This window comes from Limosilactobacillus panis, assembly GCF_019797825.1.
In the GTDB taxonomy this organism is placed as follows: Bacteria; Bacillota; Bacilli; order Lactobacillales; family Lactobacillaceae; genus Limosilactobacillus; species Limosilactobacillus panis_A.
The window spans coordinates 1,390,284-1,412,258 of sequence record NZ_CP081855.1 but is presented as its reverse complement, the minus strand read 5'-3'; the positions used below and the strand labels follow the sequence as shown (position 1 = coordinate 1,412,258).

Annotated in this window: 27 protein-coding genes and 1 other annotated feature; of the genes, 23 read left to right on the top strand and 4 right to left on the bottom strand. The window is 48.2% G+C overall.

Annotated elements, in window-relative coordinates; translation table 11 throughout:
* Window positions 1-72 precede the first annotated feature (72 nt).
* Window positions 73-291 carry a hypothetical protein gene (locus tag KZE55_RS06865; protein ID WP_222257912.1) on the bottom strand — a complete coding sequence of 73 codons (219 nt, stop codon included), beginning with the start codon at window positions 289-291 and terminating at the stop codon, window positions 73-75.
* Entirely contained in the window at window positions 291-725 is a 435-nt protein-coding gene (locus tag KZE55_RS06860; protein ID WP_047770510.1) for an HIT family protein, read from the bottom strand. Before KZE55_RS06860 ends, KZE55_RS06865 begins: the two co-directional genes overlap by 1 nt.
* Before the next feature lie 121 nt (window positions 726-846).
* On the opposite strand from KZE55_RS06860, the gene KZE55_RS06855 reads away from it, so the two are divergent.
* The 3 genes from KZE55_RS06855 to trmB are packed head-to-tail and all read left to right on the top strand — an operon-like array spanning window position 847 to window position 3,428.
* Window positions 847-1,584 (top strand): ABC transporter ATP-binding protein, encoded by a 738-nt coding sequence (locus KZE55_RS06855; protein ID WP_222257911.1) that lies wholly within the window; start codon window positions 847-849, stop codon window positions 1,582-1,584.
* The gene (locus KZE55_RS06850; RefSeq protein ID WP_222257910.1) at window positions 1,577-2,785 is read left to right on the top strand and encodes an ABC transporter permease; all 1,209 of its coding nucleotides are present in this window, start codon (window positions 1,577-1,579) and stop codon (window positions 2,783-2,785) included. Before KZE55_RS06855 ends, KZE55_RS06850 begins: the two co-directional genes overlap by 8 nt.
* 1 nt (window position 2,786) lies before the next feature.
* Entirely contained in the window at window positions 2,787-3,428 is a 642-nt protein-coding gene (trmB, locus tag KZE55_RS06845; protein WP_222257909.1) for a tRNA (guanosine(46)-N7)-methyltransferase TrmB, read from the top strand.
* A 45-nt stretch (window positions 3,429-3,473) separates the two neighbouring features.
* On the opposite strand, the gene KZE55_RS06840 is transcribed toward trmB, so the two are convergent.
* Complete coding sequence (locus KZE55_RS06840; protein ID WP_222257908.1) at window positions 3,474-3,812, bottom strand: PepSY domain-containing protein; 339 nt, start codon at window positions 3,810-3,812, stop codon at window positions 3,474-3,476.
* 149 nt (window positions 3,813-3,961) lie between these two features.
* Between KZE55_RS06840 and KZE55_RS06835 the strand changes: the two genes are divergently transcribed.
* The 4 genes from KZE55_RS06835 (at window position 3,962) to KZE55_RS06820 (ending at window position 7,273) form a co-directional block, all read left to right on the top strand.
* Window positions 3,962-4,282, top strand: coding sequence for a thioredoxin family protein (locus KZE55_RS06835; protein WP_222257907.1), 321 nt, complete (start codon window positions 3,962-3,964; stop codon window positions 4,280-4,282).
* A 113-nt stretch (window positions 4,283-4,395) separates the two neighbouring features.
* The gene (gene ytpR, locus KZE55_RS06830; protein WP_222257906.1) at window positions 4,396-5,043 is read left to right on the top strand and encodes a YtpR family tRNA-binding protein; all 648 of its coding nucleotides are present in this window, start codon (window positions 4,396-4,398) and stop codon (window positions 5,041-5,043) included.
* 134 nt (window positions 5,044-5,177) lie between these two features.
* Window positions 5,178-6,485, top strand: coding sequence for a UDP-N-acetylmuramate--L-alanine ligase (murC, locus tag KZE55_RS06825; RefSeq protein WP_222259958.1), 1,308 nt, complete (start codon window positions 5,178-5,180; stop codon window positions 6,483-6,485).
* 74 nt (window positions 6,486-6,559) lie between these two features.
* Window positions 6,560-7,273, top strand: a complete 714-nt coding sequence (locus KZE55_RS06820; protein ID WP_222257905.1) for a Bax inhibitor-1/YccA family protein — start codon at window positions 6,560-6,562, stop codon at window positions 7,271-7,273.
* An 83-nt stretch (window positions 7,274-7,356) separates the two neighbouring features.
* On the opposite strand, the gene KZE55_RS06815 is transcribed toward KZE55_RS06820, so the two are convergent.
* Window positions 7,357-8,967 carry an IS1182 family transposase gene (locus KZE55_RS06815; protein ID WP_222257689.1) on the bottom strand — a complete coding sequence of 537 codons (1,611 nt, stop codon included), beginning with the start codon at window positions 8,965-8,967 and terminating at the stop codon, window positions 7,357-7,359.
* A gap of 244 nt (window positions 8,968-9,211) precedes the next feature.
* On the opposite strand from KZE55_RS06815, the gene polA reads away from it, so the two are divergent.
* From polA to KZE55_RS06735, 16 genes are all read left to right on the top strand, one after another.
* Complete coding sequence (gene polA / locus KZE55_RS06810; protein WP_222257904.1) at window positions 9,212-11,869, top strand: DNA polymerase I; 2,658 nt, start codon at window positions 9,212-9,214, stop codon at window positions 11,867-11,869.
* 14 nt (window positions 11,870-11,883) lie between these two features.
* A complete protein-coding gene (gene mutM, locus KZE55_RS06805; RefSeq protein WP_222257903.1) occupies window positions 11,884-12,723 on the top strand; it encodes a bifunctional DNA-formamidopyrimidine glycosylase/DNA-(apurinic or apyrimidinic site) lyase in 840 nt (279 codons plus the stop codon).
* Window positions 12,720-13,319: a dephospho-CoA kinase gene (gene coaE, locus KZE55_RS06800; RefSeq protein ID WP_222257902.1), complete on the top strand. Its 600-nt coding sequence runs from the start codon at window positions 12,720-12,722 to the stop codon at window positions 13,317-13,319. Before mutM ends, coaE begins: the two co-directional genes overlap by 4 nt.
* 43 nt (window positions 13,320-13,362) lie before the next feature.
* Window positions 13,363-13,836 carry a transcriptional regulator NrdR gene (gene nrdR / locus KZE55_RS06795; RefSeq protein ID WP_222257901.1) on the top strand — a complete coding sequence of 158 codons (474 nt, stop codon included), beginning with the start codon at window positions 13,363-13,365 and terminating at the stop codon, window positions 13,834-13,836.
* Window positions 13,837-13,847: 11 nt separating this feature from the next.
* Entirely contained in the window at window positions 13,848-15,215 is a 1,368-nt protein-coding gene (locus KZE55_RS06790; protein ID WP_222257900.1) for a DnaD domain protein, read from the top strand.
* Window positions 15,215-16,156: a primosomal protein DnaI gene (gene dnaI, locus KZE55_RS06785; RefSeq protein ID WP_222257899.1), complete on the top strand. Its 942-nt coding sequence runs from the start codon at window positions 15,215-15,217 to the stop codon at window positions 16,154-16,156. The genes KZE55_RS06790 and dnaI overlap by 1 nt, the downstream gene beginning before the upstream one ends.
* 46 nt (window positions 16,157-16,202) lie before the next feature.
* Window positions 16,203-16,337, top strand: a sequence feature (ribosomal protein L20 leader region).
* A gap of 43 nt (window positions 16,338-16,380) precedes the next feature.
* Window positions 16,381-16,893 carry a translation initiation factor IF-3 gene (gene infC, locus KZE55_RS06780; protein ID WP_222257898.1) on the top strand — a complete coding sequence of 171 codons (513 nt, stop codon included), beginning with the start codon at window positions 16,381-16,383 and terminating at the stop codon, window positions 16,891-16,893.
* 25 nt (window positions 16,894-16,918) lie between these two features.
* The gene (gene rpmI / locus KZE55_RS06775; RefSeq protein WP_047770538.1) at window positions 16,919-17,116 is read left to right on the top strand and encodes a 50S ribosomal protein L35; all 198 of its coding nucleotides are present in this window, start codon (window positions 16,919-16,921) and stop codon (window positions 17,114-17,116) included.
* Between the two features lie 44 nt (window positions 17,117-17,160).
* Window positions 17,161-17,514: a 50S ribosomal protein L20 gene (rplT, locus tag KZE55_RS06770; RefSeq protein WP_047770540.1), complete on the top strand. Its 354-nt coding sequence runs from the start codon at window positions 17,161-17,163 to the stop codon at window positions 17,512-17,514.
* A 128-nt stretch (window positions 17,515-17,642) separates the two neighbouring features.
* Window positions 17,643-18,173: a YqeG family HAD IIIA-type phosphatase gene (locus KZE55_RS06765; RefSeq protein ID WP_222257897.1), complete on the top strand. Its 531-nt coding sequence runs from the start codon at window positions 17,643-17,645 to the stop codon at window positions 18,171-18,173.
* On the top strand, window positions 18,166-19,284 hold the full coding sequence (yqeH, locus tag KZE55_RS06760; protein WP_222257896.1) for a ribosome biogenesis GTPase YqeH: 1,119 nt from the start codon (window positions 18,166-18,168) through the stop codon (window positions 19,282-19,284). The genes KZE55_RS06765 and yqeH overlap by 8 nt, the downstream gene beginning before the upstream one ends.
* Before the next feature lie 12 nt (window positions 19,285-19,296).
* Entirely contained in the window at window positions 19,297-19,608 is a 312-nt protein-coding gene (gene yhbY, locus KZE55_RS06755; protein ID WP_222257895.1) for a ribosome assembly RNA-binding protein YhbY, read from the top strand.
* A gap of 15 nt (window positions 19,609-19,623) precedes the next feature.
* On the top strand, window positions 19,624-20,265 hold the full coding sequence (locus KZE55_RS06750) for a nicotinate-nucleotide adenylyltransferase (RefSeq protein ID WP_222257894.1): 642 nt from the start codon (window positions 19,624-19,626) through the stop codon (window positions 20,263-20,265).
* Window positions 20,258-20,872, top strand: a complete 615-nt coding sequence (gene yqeK / locus KZE55_RS06745) for a bis(5'-nucleosyl)-tetraphosphatase (symmetrical) YqeK (RefSeq protein WP_222257893.1) — start codon at window positions 20,258-20,260, stop codon at window positions 20,870-20,872. Before KZE55_RS06750 ends, yqeK begins: the two co-directional genes overlap by 8 nt.
* Window positions 20,873-21,229 (top strand): ribosome silencing factor, encoded by a 357-nt coding sequence (gene rsfS, locus KZE55_RS06740; protein ID WP_222257892.1) that lies wholly within the window; start codon window positions 20,873-20,875, stop codon window positions 21,227-21,229.
* A complete protein-coding gene (locus KZE55_RS06735) occupies window positions 21,229-21,969 on the top strand; it encodes a class I SAM-dependent DNA methyltransferase (RefSeq protein WP_222257891.1) in 741 nt (246 codons plus the stop codon). Before rsfS ends, KZE55_RS06735 begins: the two co-directional genes overlap by 1 nt.
* The last annotated feature ends 6 nt before the right edge of the window (window positions 21,970-21,975 follow it).

Sequence of the window (21,975 nt, the reverse complement as noted above, 5' to 3'; positions counted from 1 at the left end):
CAAAAGCCGGGCAATGAATTAATTAATGGTCCATTGCCCAGCTTTTGTAAGTGCGGAAATTCCGTTACCGTTTTATTTAAACCGCTTATTCAACTTTTCGACAATCTCTTGAATCCGGTCAAGACGGTGTTGGTCTTTGAACTTCCATTTGTCGATCAATGTCGTTACTTCCTGCTGGTATTCGGTCACTGCCGGTAGGGCTTTTTGGAGCTTTGCCAGGTTAGCCTGGAGCTGCTTACCCTCCTGGCCCAGCTTTTTCACATCACTAATAACGTTTTTAATTGCTTGCATTATTGGGCGTCCTTAAATTGGTCAGCGATGGCCTTTTGAATTTCCTGGTACTTTTCTTCGTTGTACTTGCCGGAGTTATCCTTGAAGATCATCTTAAAGTCGTCCTGGTCGGTGTAGCGGGGAATAAGGTGGATATGGGAGTGGAATACGGACTGGTAAGCAACCTCACCATTATTGTTAATGATGTTCATGCCCTTGATAGCGGGGTTAGATTGCTTAATGGCCCGGGCAATCTTTGGGATCCGGGAGAAGACCGCTGCCGCAAGGTCTTCGTCGTAGGCAAAGATGTCCTTGACGTGCTTCTTTGGGACGACCAAAGTGTGGCCCGGTGTCCCCTGTGAGATATCTAAGAAGGCCTTCACAACGTCGTCTTCGTAAACTGTGTAGCTAGGAATTTCACCATTAATTATTTTGCAGAAAATACAATCAGTCATAAGTACCACTCCTTTAATGTTATGTTAATCTTAGTATACCTAAATTTACTCCAAACTGCATGAATTTACGGTATGGTATAATGAATTTTTGAAAACGAAAGTTGGTAAGGAAGGCATATTAATGGCACTAGAAGTGAAGAACCTGGTTGGGGGATATTCCCAAATACCAGTGTTAAAGAAAGTGAACTTGGATGTCCAGCCCGGTGAATTGGTCGGCCTGATTGGCCTCAACGGTGCTGGTAAGTCGACGACGTTAAACCACATTATTGGGATTCTGCGGCCATTTTCCGGGGAGATCACCCTCAATGGTCTGAACCTTCAGGACAACCCCAACGAGTACAAGAAGCAGATTGCCTACGTTCCCGAAACGCCCATCCTTTACGATGAGTTAACTTTACGAGAGCACCTGGAATTGACGATGAACGCCTACCAGTTGGACCATGACCAGGCCTGGCAGCGGGCGAACAAGCTGCTGAAGACTTTCCGGCTTGAGAACAAGCTGGACTGGTTCCCGGCAAACTTCTCTAAGGGGATGAAGCAGAAGGTGATGATCTGCTGCGCGTTCATGACGGATGCCAAGCTGCTGATCGTGGATGAACCATTTTACGGCCTGGATCCGCTGGCCGTTCATGACCTGTTAAATCTGATTGCCGAAAAGAGGGCGGCGGGGGTTGCGGTTTTGATGTCGACCCACGTTTTGGACACGGCACAGCGGTACTGTGACCGCTTCGTCCTGCTTGCTAACGGCCAGGTCAAGGCCCACGGAACCCTGGCCGAGCTGCGGGCACAGGCTGACCGGCCGGACGAGTCACTTGATGAGATCTATCTTGGCTTAGCAAGGGATGAGCAAAATGAATAACTTATTTGCAACGCGGCGCCAGCGCCACTTTATGATGCTGTTAAAGTATTGGCGGCTAGTATTTAATGACCACTTCGTAATCGCCCTCTTCTTCCTCTTCGGCGCGCTGGCCTACGGTTATGGGCAGTGGCTACCAACCCTGGGTCCCCACTTGTGGTGGAGTCGCTGGCTACTGGTGATCTGGTTTGTCGCAATTGCCCAGTTCGGTCGCTTGGCAACCCTTTTGAAGCGGCCCGACCCGGTATTCCTTTTACCCCAGGTAACGGCAATGGAGGCCTACCTCAAAAAGGCCTTTTTTTACAGTCTGCTTCTGGGTGAGCTGATTACCATTGCGGGGACCTTCGTGGCCCTACCGTTTGCCATGACGACCGAAAAGTTATCGACGGTTGACATTGTCTTCATCTTTTTGACCGCGATGGTCAGTAAGGATGACTGGCTATTTACCGCCCGTAAGTCAATTAGTATGCGGTGGGCGCGTTTTCAGTGGCGGACCCGGGCAGAGTACTGGGTTAACCCCGCCCTAGCGGCCTTAGCAACCTGGCTGGTGACCCCCACGGTGGGTCTTATCGTGGCAATCGTCGTAGACCTAGCAATGCGGTTGGTATACCGTGATTTGATGGTTGATTGGCGGGCGGCTATCAAGATGGAAGAGGACCGGATGTACAGCGTCTACCGCTTCTTTAACCTCTTTACCGACGTCCCAAGTGTCCAGGGGAATGTCAAACGACGGAAGTGGGCAACGGGCCTGATCAAGTGGCTGACGGTTGGCAAGCATCCCTGGTCGTACATCTACGCCCGGGGCTTTGTCCGTAACACCGAGATTAGTGGAATTGTCAGTCGGTTGACTGTCTTGGGGATGGTCCTCACCTTCTTGATTCCGGTTCACTGGTTGAATACGGTTATGGCCCTGTTATTCATCTACTTAATTGCCACCCAGTTAATGCCGCTCTTTGACCAGTACGACGGGAATGTTTTTACCCACCTGTACCCGGTTACCAAAAATGAGCGGGTGGCGGACTTCCAGTATCTGTTAGCCCGGGTGACCCTGATTGAATCGGGGCTGATCGTTATTGCCAGCATTGGCCTCCGGGTTGACTGGGGGCAGTTCTTGACCAACCTTGTCTTAGCGGGCATCGAGCTTGCCTTTTTAACCCACTTTTACTTTAAACTACGAATGAAAAAACTGAGCGAGGAATATTAATATGCGTGTAAAACATAAAAAATGGGCAGCACCGTTAATAGCGGCCCACCCAGAGAAAATGGTGACGAATGCTGAAGAAGTGAAGGGGAAGTGGCAAGAACGCTTTGAAAAGCTCCAGCCAATTCACCTGGAAGTGGGGATGGGAAAGGGCCAGTTCATCATCGGAATGGCCAAGGCCCACCCAGAGGTCAACTTCATCGGCCTGGAAATTCAGGAGACGGTCGCAGCGATTGCCCTGAAGAAGGCCCTTACAGAAGACCTGCCCAACCTTCAGCTGGTCTGCGGGGATGGTTCAGATATCACTAACTACTTTGAACCCCACGAAATTGACCGGATGTATTTAAACTTCTCCGACCCTTGGCCTAAGAAGCGTCACGCCAAGCGGCGGTTGACCTACCACACCTTCCTGGATGGTTACCAAACTATCTTGAAAGAGCAGGGGACCATCGAGCTGAAGACGGATAATATGGGCTTCTTTGAATTCTCCCTGGAGAGCATGAATAACTATGGGATGAAGTTTGATGGGGTCTGGCTCGACCTCCACAACAGTGATGAAAATGAGCACAACGTTGAAACCGAATACGAGCAAAGATTTGCGGCCAAGGGACAACCAATTTACAAACTGACTGCCCACTTTGCTTAAAAAAATTCCCCAGTAGGTATTTTGACCTTGCTGGGGAATTTTAATTTAATCGTCTGCCAACCGCTTGAGTTCCAGCAGGCTGCCGGTGTAGGCATCCACCCGGAACTCGTAGTTGACGGGTTCATTGTCTTCTAGCCGCGTCAATCCGCCCCGGTAGGCGCTAGTCTTAACGGCGTAGCGTTGGAAGGGGACGCGGCGGTGGTCAATCCAGCTACCGGTGATGGTCCCTTCGCGGGCAAAATCATGGCGAATTAGCTTGAGTGCCCGGTTGGCCGAAATAGGTCGTTTGCCAAATAACTTACCAGCCACGAAGCCAGCCACCCCAGAGGCACCAAGCGTCACCGGAATTAACCATGGATTAAGCGTGTTGTTTGAATCGTTCATTGGATTGCTTCCTTTATAATTTTATTCACTAGCGATTAATATTAACTTATTGTAACATTTTCTTCAAATAAGTCCAAAAGTGCAACTTATTTTTAATAAGCTGAGAATGTGATATAGTAAAAAGCAAATATCAGGAAAGGGATGGTCGAATGGAAAATTTACCCGTTATGAAAGAAGACCAATTACAACAGAAGCTGGCGAAAGGGAAGTATGTTCTATTCTTTACGGCTGGCTGGTGCCCGGACTGCCGTTTTATCAAACCGGCAATGCCCGAGATTGAAAAGGATTTTTCGGAATTCACCTTCCTACAAGTTGATCGGGACGAAAACATTGACCTGGCGGCGGAACTAAATATTTTTGGTATCCCCAGCTTTGTTGCCTACGCGGATGGTAAAGAAATTGGCCGTTTTGTCAATAAAGATCGAAAAACCAAGCAACAAGTGGAAGATTTTTTGCGTAAATTGAAGTAAAATATAAAGCGCAAGTCAATCCGACCCGCTTGAACAAATTAATAAAAGTGGGCGCTGTAGTTGCGCTCTTTTTATTTTAGGCGGGAATCAGTTATTTAAGAAAGGAACATTCGATGCTAATTGCGAGTTATAATCCCAGCGAAATGGGCGATATTTTAGTAACGATCACGGCGCCAGATAATGGTGCACAGGTAAGCAAGGTCAACAAAGGCGTTGCCCAAATTACCACGGCTAAGGACCAGCAGTTGCTTGGCTACAACTTTATGAACGCAAGCCAGGTTTTACCAGAACTAAAGGGACAAAATGGCCAGGTCTTCTTAAGCGATGAAGCGGTTGCCAAGTTGAACGAGCAGATTCATGCTGCTGGCTTTGATGCAGAGATTGCCGCGGACCACGACCCAAAGTTTGTGGTGGGATATGTTGAAGAATTAAAGGACCACCCGAAGTCCGACCACTTGAAAGTTACTAAGACCCGGATCGGTGCTGACCAAACCGTCCAGATTGTTTGCGGGTCACCAAATGTTAAGACAGGTATTAAGGTAGTTGTTGCGCGGCCCGGTGCAATGATGCCTGATGGTAAGATTATTTGGCCAGGGGCCCTCATGGGGGTAGAAAGTGACGGGATGCTTTGCGGCTTCCGTGAATTACGGATGAAGAATGCTCCCGACAAGAAGGGCCTGTGGATTATTCCTGATGACTGGCAAGAAGTTGGTGAAGCTGTCGACTTTGCTAAGGCTGACACCTTCTTCCCCGCTAAATAATTATCAAAATTGTTAAATCACTATTGCTTAAAAGCAGGAATGTTATATGATTTAGGGGACAAAAGGTAGTTTGCTTAGCAGGCGGGGTGCTTTTTAGGCCCCTTTTTCCCTGCTAGTCAGAAAGGAAATTAATGATGGAAACGAAGACTTATTATTTTATTGGTATTAAGGGGACCGGGATGGCTTCTTTGGCCCGGATTCTTCACGACAAGGGCAACACGGTATTAGGATCGGACATTGAAAAAGAAACGTTCACCCAGGGCCCGTTGCTAAAGGCAGGAATCAAGATCTTGCCTTTTGACCCGGCCAACTTGGAGGCGGGAATGACGGTGATCAAGGGGAATGCCTTTTCTGATGACCATCCAGAAGTCCGGCAGGCGAAGAAGATGAGTCTACCAATCTTGACCTATCCGGAAGCAGTTGAAAACGAGGTTGTCAACCACACCAGCATCGGGATTGCTGGGGCCCACGGGAAGACCAGTACCACGGCACTGTTATCCCACGTTTTAGCGGCGGTTGAGCCAACTAGCTACCTCATTGGTGATGGGGTTGGCAAGGGGAGTGCTGGCGACCGTTTCTTCGTCTTTGAAGCGGACGAGTACCGTGACCATTTCTTGGCATACCACCCAGACTACGCCATCATGACAAACATTGACTTCGACCACCCGGACTACTTTAAGGATATTGACGATGTGCGGGCATCATTTGAAACTTACGGTCGGCAGGTTAAGAAGGCTATCTTTGCTTGGGGTGACGACGCTAACCTGCGGAAGCTGGACGTTGACGTTCCCGTCTACTATTACGGGACAGGTGAAAAGGATGACTTCCGGGCAGAAAATATCAAGCGGACGCCGGCTGGATCTACCTACGATGCCTACTTTAAAGACCAAAAGCTAGGAACCTTCACCATCCACCTTTATGGTGAACATAGTATCTTAAATAGCTTGGCTGTCCTGGCCGTTGCCTACATGGAACATGTCGACATGGACCAAATCAAGAAGGAACTGGCTAACTTCCGTGGAGTTAAGCGGCGCTTTAGTGAAACAGACGTGGCCGGGGATAAGCTGATTGATGACTATGCCCACCACCCGAACGAGATCAAGGCAACAATCGATGCGGCCCGGCAAAAGTTCCCTGACAAGCAGGTTGTGGCGGTTTTCCAACCCCACACTTACTCGCGGCTGGCGGCTTACATCGATGACTTTGCTAAGACCCTCTCGCGTGCTGATAAGGTCTACGTGACCCCAATCTTTGCTTCCATTCGGGAAAAGAGCGGTAGCGTTTCGAGTGAAGACTTGGAAGCCAAGATTCCGAATAGCGAAGGAATTGATATGGACTCAATCGACAAGTTGTGCCAGTACCACGATGCCGTGGTGATTTTTATGGGTGCTGGGGATATTGAGAAGTACGAGGATAAATTCAAAGAATTGCTTAACAATTAAGCATCCTTGCTCCTTTCACCGCTGCGGTATGTTATTCTTAACAGTACCGATAAATAACTTGAGGAGGAATAAGAATGAATAACTTTCCTGGCGATTCTGGCCGGCGTGTTGTTGCAGACCAGGCTGGTTTAAATACATTCCTGACCCGAATGTACGGATATATGACATTAGCCGTTCTTGTTTCTGCGCTTAGTGCGTGGCAGACAATGACGACTTTCCGGAATGCGGTAATGGGCTACTTTGGGGTCCACCCAGGGATGGTCTGGTTAATCCTGTTATTGCCATTCGCCTTAACAATGGGTATCAGCTTTAGTGCCACCCGGAACCCGGTGGGGAGCTTCATCATGCTAATGGTGGTGGCCATCATCTACGGGGTTGAGTTTGCACTGATTGCCGGAGCCTATACCGGGACGAACATTGCGGCGGCCTTTGTGTCGTCTGCAGCAGTCTTTGCGACGATGACAATCTACGGGACGGTTACCAAGCGAGACCTCAGTAAGTTTGGCTCCCAAGCCCTAGCAGCCCTGGTAGCACTCTTCATTGCCTACCTAATCAACATGTTCCTGAAGAGCCCGGCAATTACTTATATTTTCTCGTTCATTGCGGTAATTATCTTTGTGGTCCTGACCGCATGGGATGCCCAAAAGATGAAGCAGATTTACCTTAATTACAGTACCGCTAATTCAGTCGCGGGACTGGCAATTATCGGTGCTTTACAGTTATATTTAGACTTTATTAACCTCTTCATTTCGTTCCTACAAATTTTTGGAATGAGTGACCGAGATTAAAGAAAAAGAGGCTGGGAATTAACTATTAATTCTTGGTTCTCTAACAGTAAAATCCGGACTATAATTTTTGATCGATTCAAAAATCATAGTCCGGATTTTAAATTATTTATAAAATTAGTCGCCAATCGACTAATTGATTGACCAAATTTCGTTAGATTTAATGCCATCAAGGCTAGCCCAATGTCATTTTCCACAGCCCGTTGTCCGCGTAGATGAGTTCGGCGTATGCCAAAATCCCTCTTCATGTGACCAAAGACTGGCTCAACGTCGAACTTTCGTCGACGATAAATTGCCTTGCCTTCGTCACTTGAGAGGGTTGCTTTTACTTTAGCCTTGTAATAATTCCACGTTGGGTTAACCTGCATATAGCGTTGCCGACCACTTGGTGTTTTTGCCAACTCATCCAATTGTTCTGACAGTTGGTGCTTATCCGCTCGGTAGAGTTTGAAATCACGTTCGAAACCATATTTATCGGTTCGCCTACTATACCGATAAAAGCTAAAGCGAACTCCTAAATGATCGATGTAGTAATCATCTTCGGCATTATACTGCCAATTTTGTGATTTAGTTGGATCGTTTTTAAATTTATGTTTCTGTTCCTTTTGATAAGTTGTGTATGGAATAACAGGCTGCTTTTCAAACTGATCAAGAATCATTGTGTAATTGTACTCACTACCATAACCGGCATCGGCAACGATATGCTTAAAGAAATCTAAAGCATGAAACTGGGTAAGGAATGGCACTAAGGTCCTGGTGTCAGTTGGATTTGAAAAGAGCCCGTAATCAAGGACAAATTGCTTATGTGTAGCGATTTGCAGGTTATAGCCGGGCTTTAACTCCCGATTCATCATCGGATCTTCCTTCATACACATAAAAGTCGCATCATGATCAGTCTTGGAATAGCTATTACGACCTTGGAAGATATCTTCGGCACGTTCATACTTTTTGGCACGCGGAATTAGGTCGTTGCTTAATTGATGGCGAAGTTTTTTTAGAAAACGACGGCGCCGTTTTCTAACTGAACCACCTTTGATGATTTTTGGTTCTTGCTTAATCTCTTCATCTAACTTAGTGATTTTCTCCGCAAGTTCTTGTTCCATTACTTCCATGCCTTCGGCAGAAGTAACCAGCTCGGGTGCCATTTCTTGCACCACTTGTTTTTCTACTAGTTCCTCATAAAGCTTACTCGTCTTTTCTCTTAACTTAGCGTGATACTTTTCAACTGCCCGTCGCCAAGTAAATGAATATTTATTGGCATCGGCTTCTACCTTGGTCCCATCGATAAAAACTGCATCATTTTGAATTAGTCCGTGATCTTTCAAAGCCATGGTAAAGTAAACAAAGGCATGTTTAATTAGCTTACTAGCGTGCTGACTGCGTCGAAAGTTATTAATGGTATGGTAGCTATAAGCATAATCATGAGCTAACCAACGCATTGGCAGGTTCTCATCCAACATCATTTCAATCTTTCTTCCAGAATAAGTTTGACGTGCGTAGGCAAACAAGAGAATCTTAAGCATAATTGCTGGATGCGATGAAGGGCGGCCGGTAGCCGCTCCTGAATCTTCTAATAGCACATTTTGTGGAATCGAGTCGACAAAATCACTAATTAGCCGCGCAATATGATTTTGTGGTAAATCATAGTTATAGCTTAGTACGAATTCGGTTTGTCCTATGGTATAATTTTGATACATGAAAATCGCTCCTTTGGGTTGTTTTGTGGTAATTACATCATATCAGGAACGATTTCCTGTGTACATAAAAACCGGATGATGAATTGTTCAAAAAATTCATCATCCGGTTTTTGCTTTGGACTAGGAGTTTTTTCCCAGCCTCTTTTCTTTAATCAGCGGATGAACACCAGCATGACGTTAACGATAACCCCTAATCTTTGGTACAATTAGTTAGTAGAAAAAAAGGAACGGAGCGAATAACTACATGGCCAAACAATTATTACTGATTGATGGAAATAGTATTGTTTTTCGGGCATTCTTTGCAATGCACAACCAAATCGATAAGTTTACTAATAAGGACGGTCTGCACACCGCAGCAATCTACGGCTTTAAATTAATGTTGGACCACGTCCTTGATAACTTCCACCCGGACGCTGCCCTGGTGGCTTTTGATGCCGGCAAGAAGACCTTCCGGGCCAAAATGTATGCCGATTACAAGGGGGGACGGAACAAGACACCAGAAGAGCTGATGGAACAGTTACCCTATGTCCACCAGTTGGTAAAGGTCAGTGGGCTCCATAGCTATGAATTAAAGAACTACGAAGCTGACGATATCATCGGGACCCTTGCTAAGGAAGCTGACGACGCTGGTTACAAGACGCTAGTGGTCACTGGGGACCGTGACCTTACCCAATTGGCAAGTGACCATACCACGGTTGCCGTCACTCATAAGGGGGTTACGGATACTGAACACTACACACCGACTCACGTGGAGGAAAAACTTGGCATCACTCCTAAGCAGATTATCGATATGAAGGCCCTGATGGGGGATACTTCGGATAATTACCCCGGCGTCACTAAGGTTGGTGAAAAGACTGCCATCAAGCTGGTAAAGCAGTTCGGCTCGGTTGAAAACCTCTATGACCACATTGACGACCTGAAGAAGAGCAAGATGAAGGAACACCTGATTGAGGATGAAGATGTTGCCCGTCAATGCAAGACCTTAGCAACGATTCTCCGGGACGCGCCTTTAGAGATCAGTCTGAAGGACCTGAAATACGAGGGTGAGCAGACGGAAGAATTAATTGACTTTTACCAGCAGATGGGCTTTAAGTCCTTCCTGGCTAAGATGAACGTTGCCCCCGAAGAGGGGGAAGACCAGGTTAAGCCAGTTACCTATACCGAATTAACGGCCGATAACCTTAGCGAGCTTAACCAACTGAGTGGTGAGGTCAGCTTCTACCTCGAAATGCCAGAAGCTAACTACCACCTGTCACCATTTGCTGGCTTTGCCCTGGGGGATGGCAGTCACTGGTTTGTCAGTCGGGACGCCGAGTTGCTTAAACAGGGCCCATTGAAGAAGCTCCTGGAGTCAACAACGATTCACAAGAACGTCTTTAATGCCAAGGCACATATTGTTGGTTTGCATAGGCTCGGCATCGAACTGGCGGCGGTCGACTTTGACCTCCTGCTTGCTTCCTACCTACTTAATACTAATGATAACAGTAACGATCTTGGTCAGGTGGCCTTGGAACATGATTACCATGATGTTCGTACCGATGAAGAGGTATACGGCAAGGGTGCTAAGCGGGCCATCCCCGATGACGATGAGACCTTTTTTACCCACCTTGTCCAGAAAGTCCGGGCAATTAATGATCTGAAAGCGCCTCTCTTTACAAAACTTAATCAAAATAAGCAGACCCCGCTCTATACCGACATTGAGTTACCACTGACCAGGGTTCTGGCAAAAATGGAGATTACCGGTGTCCACGTTGATGCCCAAACCCTTAAAAACATGGGCAGTAAGCTTAAGGAACGGTTAGCTGACATTGAAAGCGGCATTTACGAAGAGGCCGGCGAGGAGTTTAATATCAATTCCACTAAGCAGCTGGGCCATATTCTCTTTGAAAAACTGAAGTTACCAGTTATCAAGAAGACCAAGACGGGGTACTCAACGGCCGTGGACGTTTTGGAGAAACTGGCTGACCGGGCCCCAATTGTTGAACAAATCCTGGAATACCGGCAGATTGCTAAGTTACAGTCAACTTACATTACCGGCCTTTTGAAAGTTATTCACTCCAGCGACCAGAAAATCCATACTCGTTACCTTCAGACCCTGACGCAGACAGGGCGGCTCTCGTCCGTTGACCCGAACCTGCAAAATATCCCTGTTCGTCTGCCGGAAGGGCGGTTGATTCGGCAGGCCTTCGTGCCTAGCCATACCGGCTGGCAAATCTTCTCGTCTGACTACTCCCAGGTTGAATTACGGGTCCTAGCCCACATTACTGGGGATAAGAATCTCCAGGAAGACTTTAGAAACGGTGAGGATATTCACGCAAGTACGGCCCGGCGAATCTTCCACCTAGGGTCGGGTGCTGAAATTGACCGCAACATGCGGCGGCGGGCCAAGGCCGTTAACTTCGGCATTGTCTATGGTATCAGTGACTATGGTCTTGCCCAGCGGATTCACGTTAGTCGGGCGCAGGCCCACGAGTTCATCCAGAATTACTTCAAGGAGTTCCCTGGTGTTAAGGACTACATTGATAATACAATCGCCTTTGCCCGGGAGCACGGTTATGTGGAGACCATTACGCACCGACGTCGTTACCTACCGGACATCCACGCGAAGAGTTTTAACCGGCGGTCATTTGCGGAACGGACGGCAATGAACACGCCAATTCAGGGTAGTGCGGCTGACATCATTAAAATTGCGATGATTCGGATGCAAAGAGAGCTTGATCAGCGTCAGCTTAAGGCTAAGATGCTTCTCCAGATCCATGATGAATTGGTCTTTGAAGCGCCGCAAGAAGAGATTCCGGTTTTGAAGAAGCTGGTACCGCAGGTAATGGACTCAGCTGTGGACTTGGATGTGCCGTTAAAGGTTGATAGTAAGGTCGGCGACACTTGGTACGACCTTAAGTAAGGGGGGGCAATAAAATGCCGGAATTACCAGAAGTTGAAACCGTCCGCCGCGGCTTATTAAAGATCGCAAAGGGACGGAAAATCCAAGCAATTGATGTTTACTACGGCAAGACAATTACAAATGATGTCGAAAAGTTTCGCCAGGCGTTGGTTGGCCAAACGATTACCGACGTTGACCGGCGGGGGAAGTACCTCCTGTTCCGCTTTACGAATAGCCTAACGATGATTTCCCATTTGCGGATGGAGGGTAAGTACTTCAACCAACCGATTGGGGGGCCAATTGATAAACACACCCACGTTGTCTTTCAATTTACTGACGGGAGCGAACTTTGCTACCATGATACCCGGAAGTTTGGCCGGATGACCCTAGTTAAAACTGGCGAAGAGAACCAGGTCGGGGGGTTAAAGACGATTGGGCCGGAACCAACGGCCGCGGCCTTTCACCTCGACTTTTTCCAAAACGAGCTGGCGCGTAGCCGGGGAAAGATCAAACCTTTCCTGCTGAGCCAACGCCACGTCGCTGGACTAGGTAATATTTATGCCGATGAGGTCCTGTGGATGAGTAAAATCAATCCGGAACAAGCGGCTAATACAATTCCACCGGCTAAGGTGAAGGCCCTTCATGACAACATCATCAAGGAACTGGCGACGGCGACAAAGTACAAGGGTACGACCGTCCATAGCTTTACCAACGCCCTTGGAGATGCCGGGGCCTTTCAGAAACAATTGAACGCCTATGGACATGCTGGTGATCGCTGCCCCCGGTGTGGAACAAAGATGATCAAAATCAAGGTTGCCCAACGGGGTACGACCTTCTGTCCGCACTGTCAACCGTTCGTGGAGGTAAAGAAATGACCAAAGTAGTGGGATTGACCGGTGGAATTGCGAGTGGCAAATCGACCGTCAGTCAAATGCTCAGTCAGGTGGGCCTGCCGATTGTCGATGCGGACCAAGTTGCCCACTGCCTTCAACGACCTGGTCAGTTAGGCTTAACCGAGCTGGTGGATCAGTTTGGACGGGGGATTTTAACGCCGGATTGCCATTTAAACCGGAAGGTCCTTGGCAAAATGGCCTTTAGTGATGCCGGCGTTCGTCACCAACTAAACACGATTATGCAACCCTTGATTCGGGAGACAATCATGGACCAGCTAGCCGCTTTTAAAAAGCAAGACATCCCATTCGTGATCCTGGATGCCCCCCTCCTGTTTGAACAGGGCTACGACCAGGAATGTGACCTGATTGTTGTTGTTTCGGTCAGTCATGACCGCCAAGTTCACCGCCTAATATCGCGCAACGGCTACTCAAAGCCGGTGGCTGAACAACGGATTGCCGCCCAGTGGCCACTGGCAAAAAAGGTTCGCCAGGCAGATGTGGTGATCAATAATGATGGCTCCCTGGATGAGCTGCGACGACAGGTCGCTAAGGTAGTGGACTACCTTAGGGCAGAGTGATTATGGTAAAATAAAGTATTAAAGCAATTAAGGAGGAAAGCGCATGAAGTGTCCACATTGTCACCGTAACGGATCACGAGTTGTTGATAGCCGGCCCAGTGAGGATGGTACCTTTATACGCCGGCGTCGGGAATGTATCCACTGTGGCTTTCGCTTTACCACTTTTGAACGCTACGAGCAGACCCCCCTCTTGGTTATTAAGAAGGACGGTACACGCCAGGAGTTCAGTCGACAAAAGATTCTCAACGGAATCGTGCGGTCAGCAGAGAAGCGGCCAATCAGTATGGAGCGGCTGACCAAGATGACCGATAAGGTGGAAAATAAGGTCCGGAGCCTGGGTGAGAACGAAATTTCTAGCCAGCTGATTGGTAAGTACGTCATGAACGAATTGAAGGGTGTTGACGAGGTCGCCTACATCCGCTTTGCCAGTGTTTACCGGCAGTTCAAAGACGTTGATGCCTTTATGAGCGAACTAGAGACGATGGTAAAGGACGAGCACAAGGGTGAAAAGAAGTAGGAGGAGTGGCAATGACTGCGCAGGAAGAGGAATTTAACCCGCAAGCGGGATTCTTGGTCACTGCTGCCACCGATTTTGTCAACTTTAACGACCGGGTCTTTACCAGCTTTTATCAACCGGTATTGGGGCCAACGGCTTTTGGCCTTTTTTATGCTCTCCGTGCTCAATTAATTTCCCAGCCCACCTTAGCAGATCGTCGCTTACAGGCAAACATTATCCGCCAATTAAATGCGGGAATTTCCCAGCTTGCAACAGCCCTGCACCGTTTAGAAGCGGTGGGGATGGTCCAAACCTATCGGGGGAAGGATAGCCAAGGGCCTTTTTTTGTCTATCAACTACAGGCGACCCTTACACCGGCAGCATTTATTGAGGATGACCTCCTTAGTGTTCTCCTTCTTGAAGCAGTTGGGGATGGTCACTTTAAGCAGTTGGTCAAAGAAGCCCAGCGCTACCAGCTGGCCTCTTCGCCGTCGTTGGAAAACGTTAGTCACCACTTCCTCGATGAGTTCCACGTGGCCAACAATTCGCTAGTCAAAACTCCCACAACGATTAAGAATGTTCGTAAGCAGACTACCGTTGAACAGCGACCACAGCTCCAGGTTGGACAAAGTGACTTTGACTGGCCAACGCTTTTCCGGCTGATCAAAAAACAGCCGGTGATGAAGAAAGACTTAAGCCAAGCCCGCCAGTTAATTGAAGTTGAGCACCAATTGTATGGGATTGATGAACCAACGATGGCCAAGCTGGTCCTTCAGGCAGTTGACTTAGCGGATAACCATTTTAACCCGGCAAAATTTAAACGGGTTGTTGCTAGTCACTACCGGCAGGCTGGCTATCAGGCGCCCCCAACGGCTAGCAGCCAGTCCGCTAATCCAGCGGTTAAGCTCACGGCCAAAGATCGCCAGCTTTTACAAAGTGCGGCCGATTATGCACCGGTTGAATTTCTCCAGGGCTTGAAGGAACAGACCGGTGGCTTTGTAAGTGCAAATGAACGCCATATCCTAACCCACCTGGTTAATGATGTTAAGCTTGATTCAACAGTCATTAACATTCTTTCCTGGTACATCATTGCCGACCTTGACAATGCTAACCTGAAGGCCAGCTTTGTTGACGCAATTGCCAATAGTTGGATTAAGGCGGGGGTTAAGGATGCCCCAGGGGCCCTTCAGGAGTTAAAAAACTTCCAAGAGCAGCGGGGAAAGCAACGCGCGACGTCCAAGGGCCGTTTTGCTTACCGCCGGCCGAAGGTTGAAGAACAGATGCCGGAATGGAGCAAGACGGATACACAGCAGTTAAATAAGAAGGCGTCCCCTGAGGCGCTAAAAGAAGTGCAGGCCATGCTCGCCAAACGGAAAGGAAAAAAGGGTGGTGACCAATAATGAAGTCCTTAAATGAATCACTCCAGGGAATCATGCGGGGAAAGAACATTAACACCAACATTGCTGAGCTGATGAAAAAGGTGATGGCGGATCACGACGTTCAATCCTTCCTTAGCGCCAACCATGACCAAATTACCAAAGAAATGATACGAAGTGGCCAGTCGAAACTGTACGAGTTCTACCACGAAAAGCAACTCCGCCAACGGGGTGAAGCCACCGTGGCCCCGGGCTATTCTCCCCAACTAATTTTGAACTCCGGTCAGATTGACGTGACCTATGTTCCTACTAAGCAACTGATGAAACAGGAACGCCAGCGCCATATTAAACGGCTGGTTCAGTCAATCAATATGCCGAAGTTTATTCAGCGGGCTTCCCTGGACGATTTTTACATTGACGAACAACACGCCACGGCAACTCGGACCGCGGCCTTGAAGGCGGCGGTTGACTTTACAGAGAGCTACCAGCCGGGACACTTTCAGCCCGCCCTGTATCTTTACGGTAATTTTGGGGTTGGTAAGACCTACCTGTTAGGGGCAATTGCAAACGAACTTGCTAAGACGAAGGGTGTGGCCACGACTATGATGCATTTCCCGAGCTTTGCGGTTGAGATGCGGAACTCAATTAAAAGTAATAACACCAGCGAAAAGCTGGCGGCAGTCAAGAAGGCACCGATCCTGATGCTTGATGATATCGGGGCCGATGCGATGAGCAAGTGGGTCAGAGATGATGTTTTGGGCATCATCCTTGAGTATCGGATGCAAGAAGAACTACCCACCTTTTTTAGCTCTAACTTTTCAATGGATGAGTTAGCAACCAACCACCTGGCGATTGATACCCAGGGTGACCGTGAGCCCCTAAAGGCCCAGAGAATTATGGAACGGATTAAGTTTCTTTCCCGCGAACTACCGATGACCGGTCAGAATCTGCGGAATAAAGGATAATTACCTTGACATTTAAGAAGAGATTCGTTATTCTAATAAACGTTGAAAGAAAAAGCAGAAGCACCCGCTTCTCGCCTAGGTGATAAGGATCGCCGGGCTGACGAGATGAAATTGAACGGCCAGGTAAGGTCTGTTTAGATGAAGCGGGATGCAGTTTGCACCCCCGCTTTTTTTGCTTGATCTTTCGCTAATAAAATTGGAGGTGCGTTGCCATAGCACAAGATATGATTGTCAACAACGGTATCCGGGCACGTGAAGTGCGACTAATTGGTCAAGATGGTGAACAATTAGGGATCAAGTCCAAGCGTGAAGCGCTCCAGTTGGCAGAAGATGCCAATCTTGATTTGGTGCTGGTTGCACCAAAGGCTCGTCCAGCGGTTGCCCGCATTATGGATTACGGTAAGTACCGTTTCGAGATGCAAAAGAAAGAGCGTGAAGCTCGGAAGAAACAAAAGACAGTAACGGTCAAGGAAATTCGGCTGAGTCCTTCAATTGACACGAACGACTTCAATGTCAAGTTGAAGCGGGTTCGTAAGTTCATTGCAAAGGGTGACAAGGTTCGGGTTTCACTCCGTTTCCGTGGTCGTGCCATTACGCATAAGGATATCGGTCGTGACATGATTGAACGGATGGCTGATGAAACATCAGACATTGCTACTGTTGTTCAACGTCCAAAGATGGAAGGGCGGAGCATTTTCTTAACACTCGCCCCAGCTGCTGATAAAGCAAAGAAATAATTTTAAGAAAGTAGGGAATTTTCTTATGCCAAAGATGAAGACTAACCGCGCTGCTGCAAAGCGTTTTAAGCGTACTGCTAAAGGTGGATTCAAGAGTGGTAACTCATTTACGAGCCACCGTTTCCACGGTAAGACCAAGAAGCAACGTCGTCAATTACGTGGCTTGAGCATGATGGACAAGTCCAACGTAAAGCGTTACAAGAAGTTACTGCCATTCAAGTAAACTTCACACACTAAATATTCAAAAATACGTAGGAGGATTTCAACATGCGAGTTAAAGGTGGAACTGTTACGCGTGCACGTCGTAAGCGCGTTATGAAGTTAGCAAAGGGTTACCGTGGTGCAAAGTCTCGTTTATTCAAGACTGCCAAGGACCAAGTGATGAAGAGTTACGTTTACGCTTTCCGTGATCGGAAGGTTAACAAGCGTAAGTTCCGTGAACTCTGGATTGCCCGGATCAATGCTGGTGCCCGGATCAACGGAATCAGCTACAGCAAGCTGATGCATGGGTTGAAGCTGGCTAACATCGACATCAACCGGAAGATGTTGGCTGACCTGGCTGTTAATGACCCGAAGGCTTTTGCTGCGGTTGTTGACGAAGCTAAGAAGGCTCTCAACTAATTCAAACTTGAATGAAGTCATCCATCTGTTTACGGGTGGGTGACTTTTTTTGATGGCGGCGTGTTTAATTGAAACTAGAATTTACAATCGCTATAATTAATCTAATAAAGAATTAACGAGGTGCAACATTGCTAGAAATATTTAAACCGACTTGGATGGCAAAAAGTATTTATACTGTTTCACCAGACCAATTGAAGAATCATGGCATCCGGGCAGTTTTCAGTGACCTGGATAACACCTTGATTGCCTGGAATAATCCCGATGGAACACCGGAACTAAGACAATGGATGACATCGTTAAAAGCGGCGGGGATTCCATTGATTGTGATTTCCAACAACAGTAAGGACCGGGTAGCAAAGGCAACGGCTAACCTCGACTTACCATTTATGTCTCGCTCGTTAAAGCCCCTTAGCTTTGGGATTAATCGGGCGCGGGTAAAGTTGGGCCTGGCCAAGAATGAAGTGGTAATGGTTGGCGATCAGTTGATTACCGACATGGTTGCGGCTCACGAGGCCGGCGTTCGCAGTATTCTGGTCAAGCCGCTTCTTAATACGGATAAGTGGGATACCCGGATAAACCGTTTCTTTGAACGGCGTATTTGGAAGCTGTTAAAGAATAAGTACCCACGGTTAAAATGGCAGGAGGATTTGAATGACTGAACAAGATGAGGAATTACGTTGTATCGGTTGTGGAGCAGTGATCCAATCAACTGACCCGGCGAAAGTAGGTTATACACCCGCTTCCGCAGTCAAGAAGGATTTGGATAGTGACGAACTGTACTGTCAGCGATGCTTCCGCCTACGACACTACAACGAGATTGCTCCGGTATCGCTAACCGATGATGATTTTTTGCGCCTGTTAGGCCAAATTCGGGAAGCTAATGCGTTGATTGTCTACGTTATCGATATTTTTGACTTTAACGGCAGTCTAATTCCGGGTCTGCACCGTTTTGTTGGTGATAATCCCGTCCTGCTGGTCGGCAATAAAGAGGACTTATTACCCCGGTCACTACGCCGGCCTAAGCTCCGTGATTGGATGCGCCAGCAGGCTAATCAGGCAGGACTAAGACCAATTGATACAGTCCTAGTTTCTGCGAAGAAGAACCACCAAATTGATGACTTGCTAGACACAATTGAGAAGTACCGGCATGGTCAAGACGTTTACGTTGTTGGGGTCACTAATGTTGGTAAATCAACCCTGATTAACCAGATTATTAAACAGCGGACGGGTGTCAAGGACTTAATCACGACCTCCCGTTTCCCGGGGACGACCCTCGATGAAATTGAAATCCCCCTCGATGATGGTCACCGTTTGGTTGACACCCCGGGGATCATCCACCCTCACCAGATGGCGCATGTCTTACCGGCGAAGGACCTCAAGATTGTGGCGCCCCAAAAGGAAATCAAGCCGCGGACTTACCAGCTTGATTTCGGGCAGACAATCTTTATCGGTGGGGTGGCCCGTTTTGACTATGAAAAGGGTCCCCACGCAGGCTTCGTTACTTACTTTGACAATAACTTGACCCTCCACCGGACCAAGCTGGCCAACGCGGACACCTTCTATAAAAAACACCTGGGTGACTTGCTGACCCCCCCAACAGCAGATGAAAAGAGCCAGTTTCCACCGCTGGAACGAGAAGAGTTCCGGGTAAATAAGAAGAGTGATATTGTTTTTGAAGGCCTGGGCTGGATTACTGTTCCGGCGGGGACAACGGTGGCGGCCTGGGTTCCAAAAGGGGTAGCTGCCCTAATCCGCAAAGCAATGATTTAGTGAGGTAGAAATATGCATTTAAGAGGAAAACAAAAACGATTCTTACGGGCGCAGGCTAATCACCTGCAGTCGATTTTTGCCGTTGGTAAAGAAGGACTCACGGATAGCTGGTTGGCCCAGTTGGATGGGGCCCTTAACCGGCGCGAACTAATTAAGGTAAATATTTTACAAAATGCTGACGTTACGACAGCTGAGGTTAAGGCGTTTATTGAAGAGCACACCGTTATCCAGGTAGTCCAGGTGATTGGCCGGGTTCTGGTACTGTTTAAGGTTGCGGACAACAAGGATTTGCGGGACCTCTCGAACCGTGTTGCTAAAATTTAGTAAGGAAGATTAACTATGCAGGGTTGTCAAGTGTATTCGAAAGTTAAGCCGGCGGTTAAGGTCCAGCCACTTGCTGACCAGCACCGGCGAATTGGTATTTACGGGGGGACGTTTAACCCCGTTCACAACGCGCACCTCTTGGTTGCTGACCAGGTGGGGCATGCACTGTGCCTAAATAAGGTGAAGTTAATGCCAGACGTAATTCCACCGCACGTCGACCGCAAGGATGCTGTTAGCGCTGACCTTCGTCTACAAATGCTGGAGCTCGCAATTCAGGGGAATCCGCTGCTTGGTATTGAACGGACCGAACTAGACCGGGGCGGGGTTAGCTATACCTATGACACGATGGAACAACTGACCCGCCAGCATCCGGATACGGATTACTACTTTATCATTGGCGGTGATATGGTTGATTACCTGGATAAGTGGTACCGGATTGACGACTTAATTAAGCTTCCCCGCTTTCATTTTGTTGGTGTACAACGACCGCATGCTAAGAACGCGACTAAGTACCCGGTAATTTGGGTCGACATTCCAGAAGTTGATATCAGCTCAAGTGATATTCGAGAACGAATTCGGCGGGGGCAGTCCGTCAATTACCTACTTCCTGCTAAGGTGGCCGAGTTTATTAAGGAGCATCATTTATACCATGACTGAGATAATTACTTATACACACCACTACATTCCACTTGACCGCACTGAGCTAGTTGCTCATCTTCACGATGCGTTACGTGATAAGCGTTTCCACCACGTGTTACGGGTTGAGCAAACTGCCATCAGGCTGGCAAGACAAAATAACGTTGACGTTGAAAAGGCCAGTATCGCTGGGTTGTGCCACGACTACGCCAAGCAACGTCCGGATGAGGACTTTATCAATGAAATCCACCAAAAGGGACTTGACCCCAAACTGCTGAAGTACGGGAACGCAATTTGGCACGGGGTCGTCGGCGCTGAGCTCATTAAGGATGAACTAGGAATCTGGGATGAAGACATTCTCAATGCGGTTCGCCACCACACCACGGGGGCGGCCGTGATGACTCCCCTTGAACAGGTTGTCTACATGGCGGATTATATCGAGCCCGGCCGGGACTTCCCCGGCGTTGAAAAGGCCCGGAGGATCACCAATGCTAACCTGGGCGCTGGGGTAGCCTACCAGACTAAGCAGACTCTCGAATACTTGATTGAACACAATAGCCCAGTGTACCCAAAGACAATTGAAACCTATAATGCTTGGGTACCAGTATACAGAAAGGAAATTGAGTAAATGGAAAGCAAACAATTATTAGAAATGGTTGTTAAAGCCGCTGATGGGCGGCGGGCAGAAGACATTACTGCCTTACAGGTTGACCAAATCAGCCCAATGGCCGACTACTTCGTGATCATGACCGGAGGATCTGACCGGCAGGTGCAGGCGATTGCCAATGCCATCATTGAAAAGGCCCACGAAAACCAGGTAGAGATTGGGAGTGTGGAAGGGAAAAACCATGCTAAGTGGGTCCTAATTGACTTGGGTGACGTCGTGGTTCACATTTTCCGGGAAGAAACCCGGCACTTCTATAACCTGGAAAAGCTATGGTCCGAAGCACCGCTGGTTAACCTGGATAAGTGGGTTAAGGACTAATGATTTACCAGAGCTTCGCCCAGCTATATGACCAGTTGTTTGACGAAACCCTTTATAAGAATTGGCGAGATTACACCCTCGATTGTTGCCCGGCAGGGGCTCAAGACGTTTTGGACCTGGCGGGTGGTGCTGGTCGGCTGGGCGTTTTATTAGCTCAGGCTGGCTTGACCGTGACGGTTGCTGACTTTTCGCCGGAAATGCTAACCATTGCGAGTCAGCATGCCGAAGAAGCTGGTGTGGCCCTGAACCTGGTGGAAGCTGATATGCGCGACCTTCAGTCTTTTCCTCGGTATGACCTGGTGACGTGTTACGCCGATTCATTATGCTACTTACCAAATTTGGCAGACATAAAGACGACTTTGGGAGAAGTCAAAAAGCACCTGAAATCTGGTGGCCGCTTCCTTTTCGACGTGATTACGCCCTACCAGACAGACCAGGTTTATCCAGGATACATGTATAACTACGAAGACGATGACCACGAGCGGGCCTTTCTGTGGCAAAGTTTCGCGGATGACGACGTTGAACACGGCGTGATTCACGATCTGACCTTCTTTAACCGCCTACCGGATGGCAACTACCAACGGGTTGGGGAGACCCACTTTGAGCGCAGTTATCCCCAGTCACTGTTAATAGGCGCGGTGAAGCAGGCCGGTTTTAACCGGGTAACGGTGACGGCGAACTTTGGCCGGCAAACGCCAAATGAGACAACGACCCGGTGGTTTTTTGAGTGTCAAAAGTAGGTGAGA

Bases quoted from the DNA above. Each gene is read 5' to 3' on its own strand.
- KZE55_RS06865 (WP_222257912.1), bottom strand. From the start codon at position 291: ATGCAAGCAATTAAAAACGTTATTAGTGATGTGAAAAAGCTGGGCCAG.
- KZE55_RS06860 (WP_047770510.1), bottom strand. From the start codon at position 725: ATGACTGATTGTATTTTCTGCAAAATAATTAATGGTGAAATTCCTAGC.
- KZE55_RS06855 (WP_222257911.1), top strand. From the start codon at position 847: ATGGCACTAGAAGTGAAGAACCTGGTTGGGGGATATTCCCAAATACCA.
- KZE55_RS06850 (WP_222257910.1), top strand. From the start codon at position 1,577: ATGAATAACTTATTTGCAACGCGGCGCCAGCGCCACTTTATGATGCTG.
- trmB (WP_222257909.1), top strand. From the start codon at position 2,787: ATGCGTGTAAAACATAAAAAATGGGCAGCACCGTTAATAGCGGCCCAC.
- KZE55_RS06840 (WP_222257908.1), bottom strand. From the start codon at position 3,812: ATGAACGATTCAAACAACACGCTTAATCCATGGTTAATTCCGGTGACG.
- KZE55_RS06835 (WP_222257907.1), top strand. From the start codon at position 3,962: ATGGAAAATTTACCCGTTATGAAAGAAGACCAATTACAACAGAAGCTG.
- ytpR (WP_222257906.1), top strand. From the start codon at position 4,396: ATGCTAATTGCGAGTTATAATCCCAGCGAAATGGGCGATATTTTAGTA.
- murC (WP_222259958.1), top strand. From the start codon at position 5,178: ATGGAAACGAAGACTTATTATTTTATTGGTATTAAGGGGACCGGGATG.
- KZE55_RS06820 (WP_222257905.1), top strand. From the start codon at position 6,560: ATGAATAACTTTCCTGGCGATTCTGGCCGGCGTGTTGTTGCAGACCAG.
- KZE55_RS06815 (WP_222257689.1), bottom strand. From the start codon at position 8,967: ATGTATCAAAATTATACCATAGGACAAACCGAATTCGTACTAAGCTAT.
- polA (WP_222257904.1), top strand. From the start codon at position 9,212: ATGGCCAAACAATTATTACTGATTGATGGAAATAGTATTGTTTTTCGG.
- mutM (WP_222257903.1), top strand. From the start codon at position 11,884: ATGCCGGAATTACCAGAAGTTGAAACCGTCCGCCGCGGCTTATTAAAG.
- coaE (WP_222257902.1), top strand. From the start codon at position 12,720: ATGACCAAAGTAGTGGGATTGACCGGTGGAATTGCGAGTGGCAAATCG.
- nrdR (WP_222257901.1), top strand. From the start codon at position 13,363: ATGAAGTGTCCACATTGTCACCGTAACGGATCACGAGTTGTTGATAGC.
- KZE55_RS06790 (WP_222257900.1), top strand. From the start codon at position 13,848: ATGACTGCGCAGGAAGAGGAATTTAACCCGCAAGCGGGATTCTTGGTC.
- dnaI (WP_222257899.1), top strand. From the start codon at position 15,215: ATGAAGTCCTTAAATGAATCACTCCAGGGAATCATGCGGGGAAAGAAC.
- infC (WP_222257898.1), top strand. From the start codon at position 16,381: ATGATTGTCAACAACGGTATCCGGGCACGTGAAGTGCGACTAATTGGT.
- rpmI (WP_047770538.1), top strand. From the start codon at position 16,919: ATGCCAAAGATGAAGACTAACCGCGCTGCTGCAAAGCGTTTTAAGCGT.
- rplT (WP_047770540.1), top strand. From the start codon at position 17,161: ATGCGAGTTAAAGGTGGAACTGTTACGCGTGCACGTCGTAAGCGCGTT.
- yqeH (WP_222257896.1), top strand. From the start codon at position 18,166: ATGACTGAACAAGATGAGGAATTACGTTGTATCGGTTGTGGAGCAGTG.
- yhbY (WP_222257895.1), top strand. From the start codon at position 19,297: ATGCATTTAAGAGGAAAACAAAAACGATTCTTACGGGCGCAGGCTAAT.
- KZE55_RS06750 (WP_222257894.1), top strand. From the start codon at position 19,624: ATGCAGGGTTGTCAAGTGTATTCGAAAGTTAAGCCGGCGGTTAAGGTC.
- yqeK (WP_222257893.1), top strand. From the start codon at position 20,258: ATGACTGAGATAATTACTTATACACACCACTACATTCCACTTGACCGC.
- rsfS (WP_222257892.1), top strand. From the start codon at position 20,873: ATGGAAAGCAAACAATTATTAGAAATGGTTGTTAAAGCCGCTGATGGG.
- KZE55_RS06735 (WP_222257891.1), top strand. From the start codon at position 21,229: ATGATTTACCAGAGCTTCGCCCAGCTATATGACCAGTTGTTTGACGAA.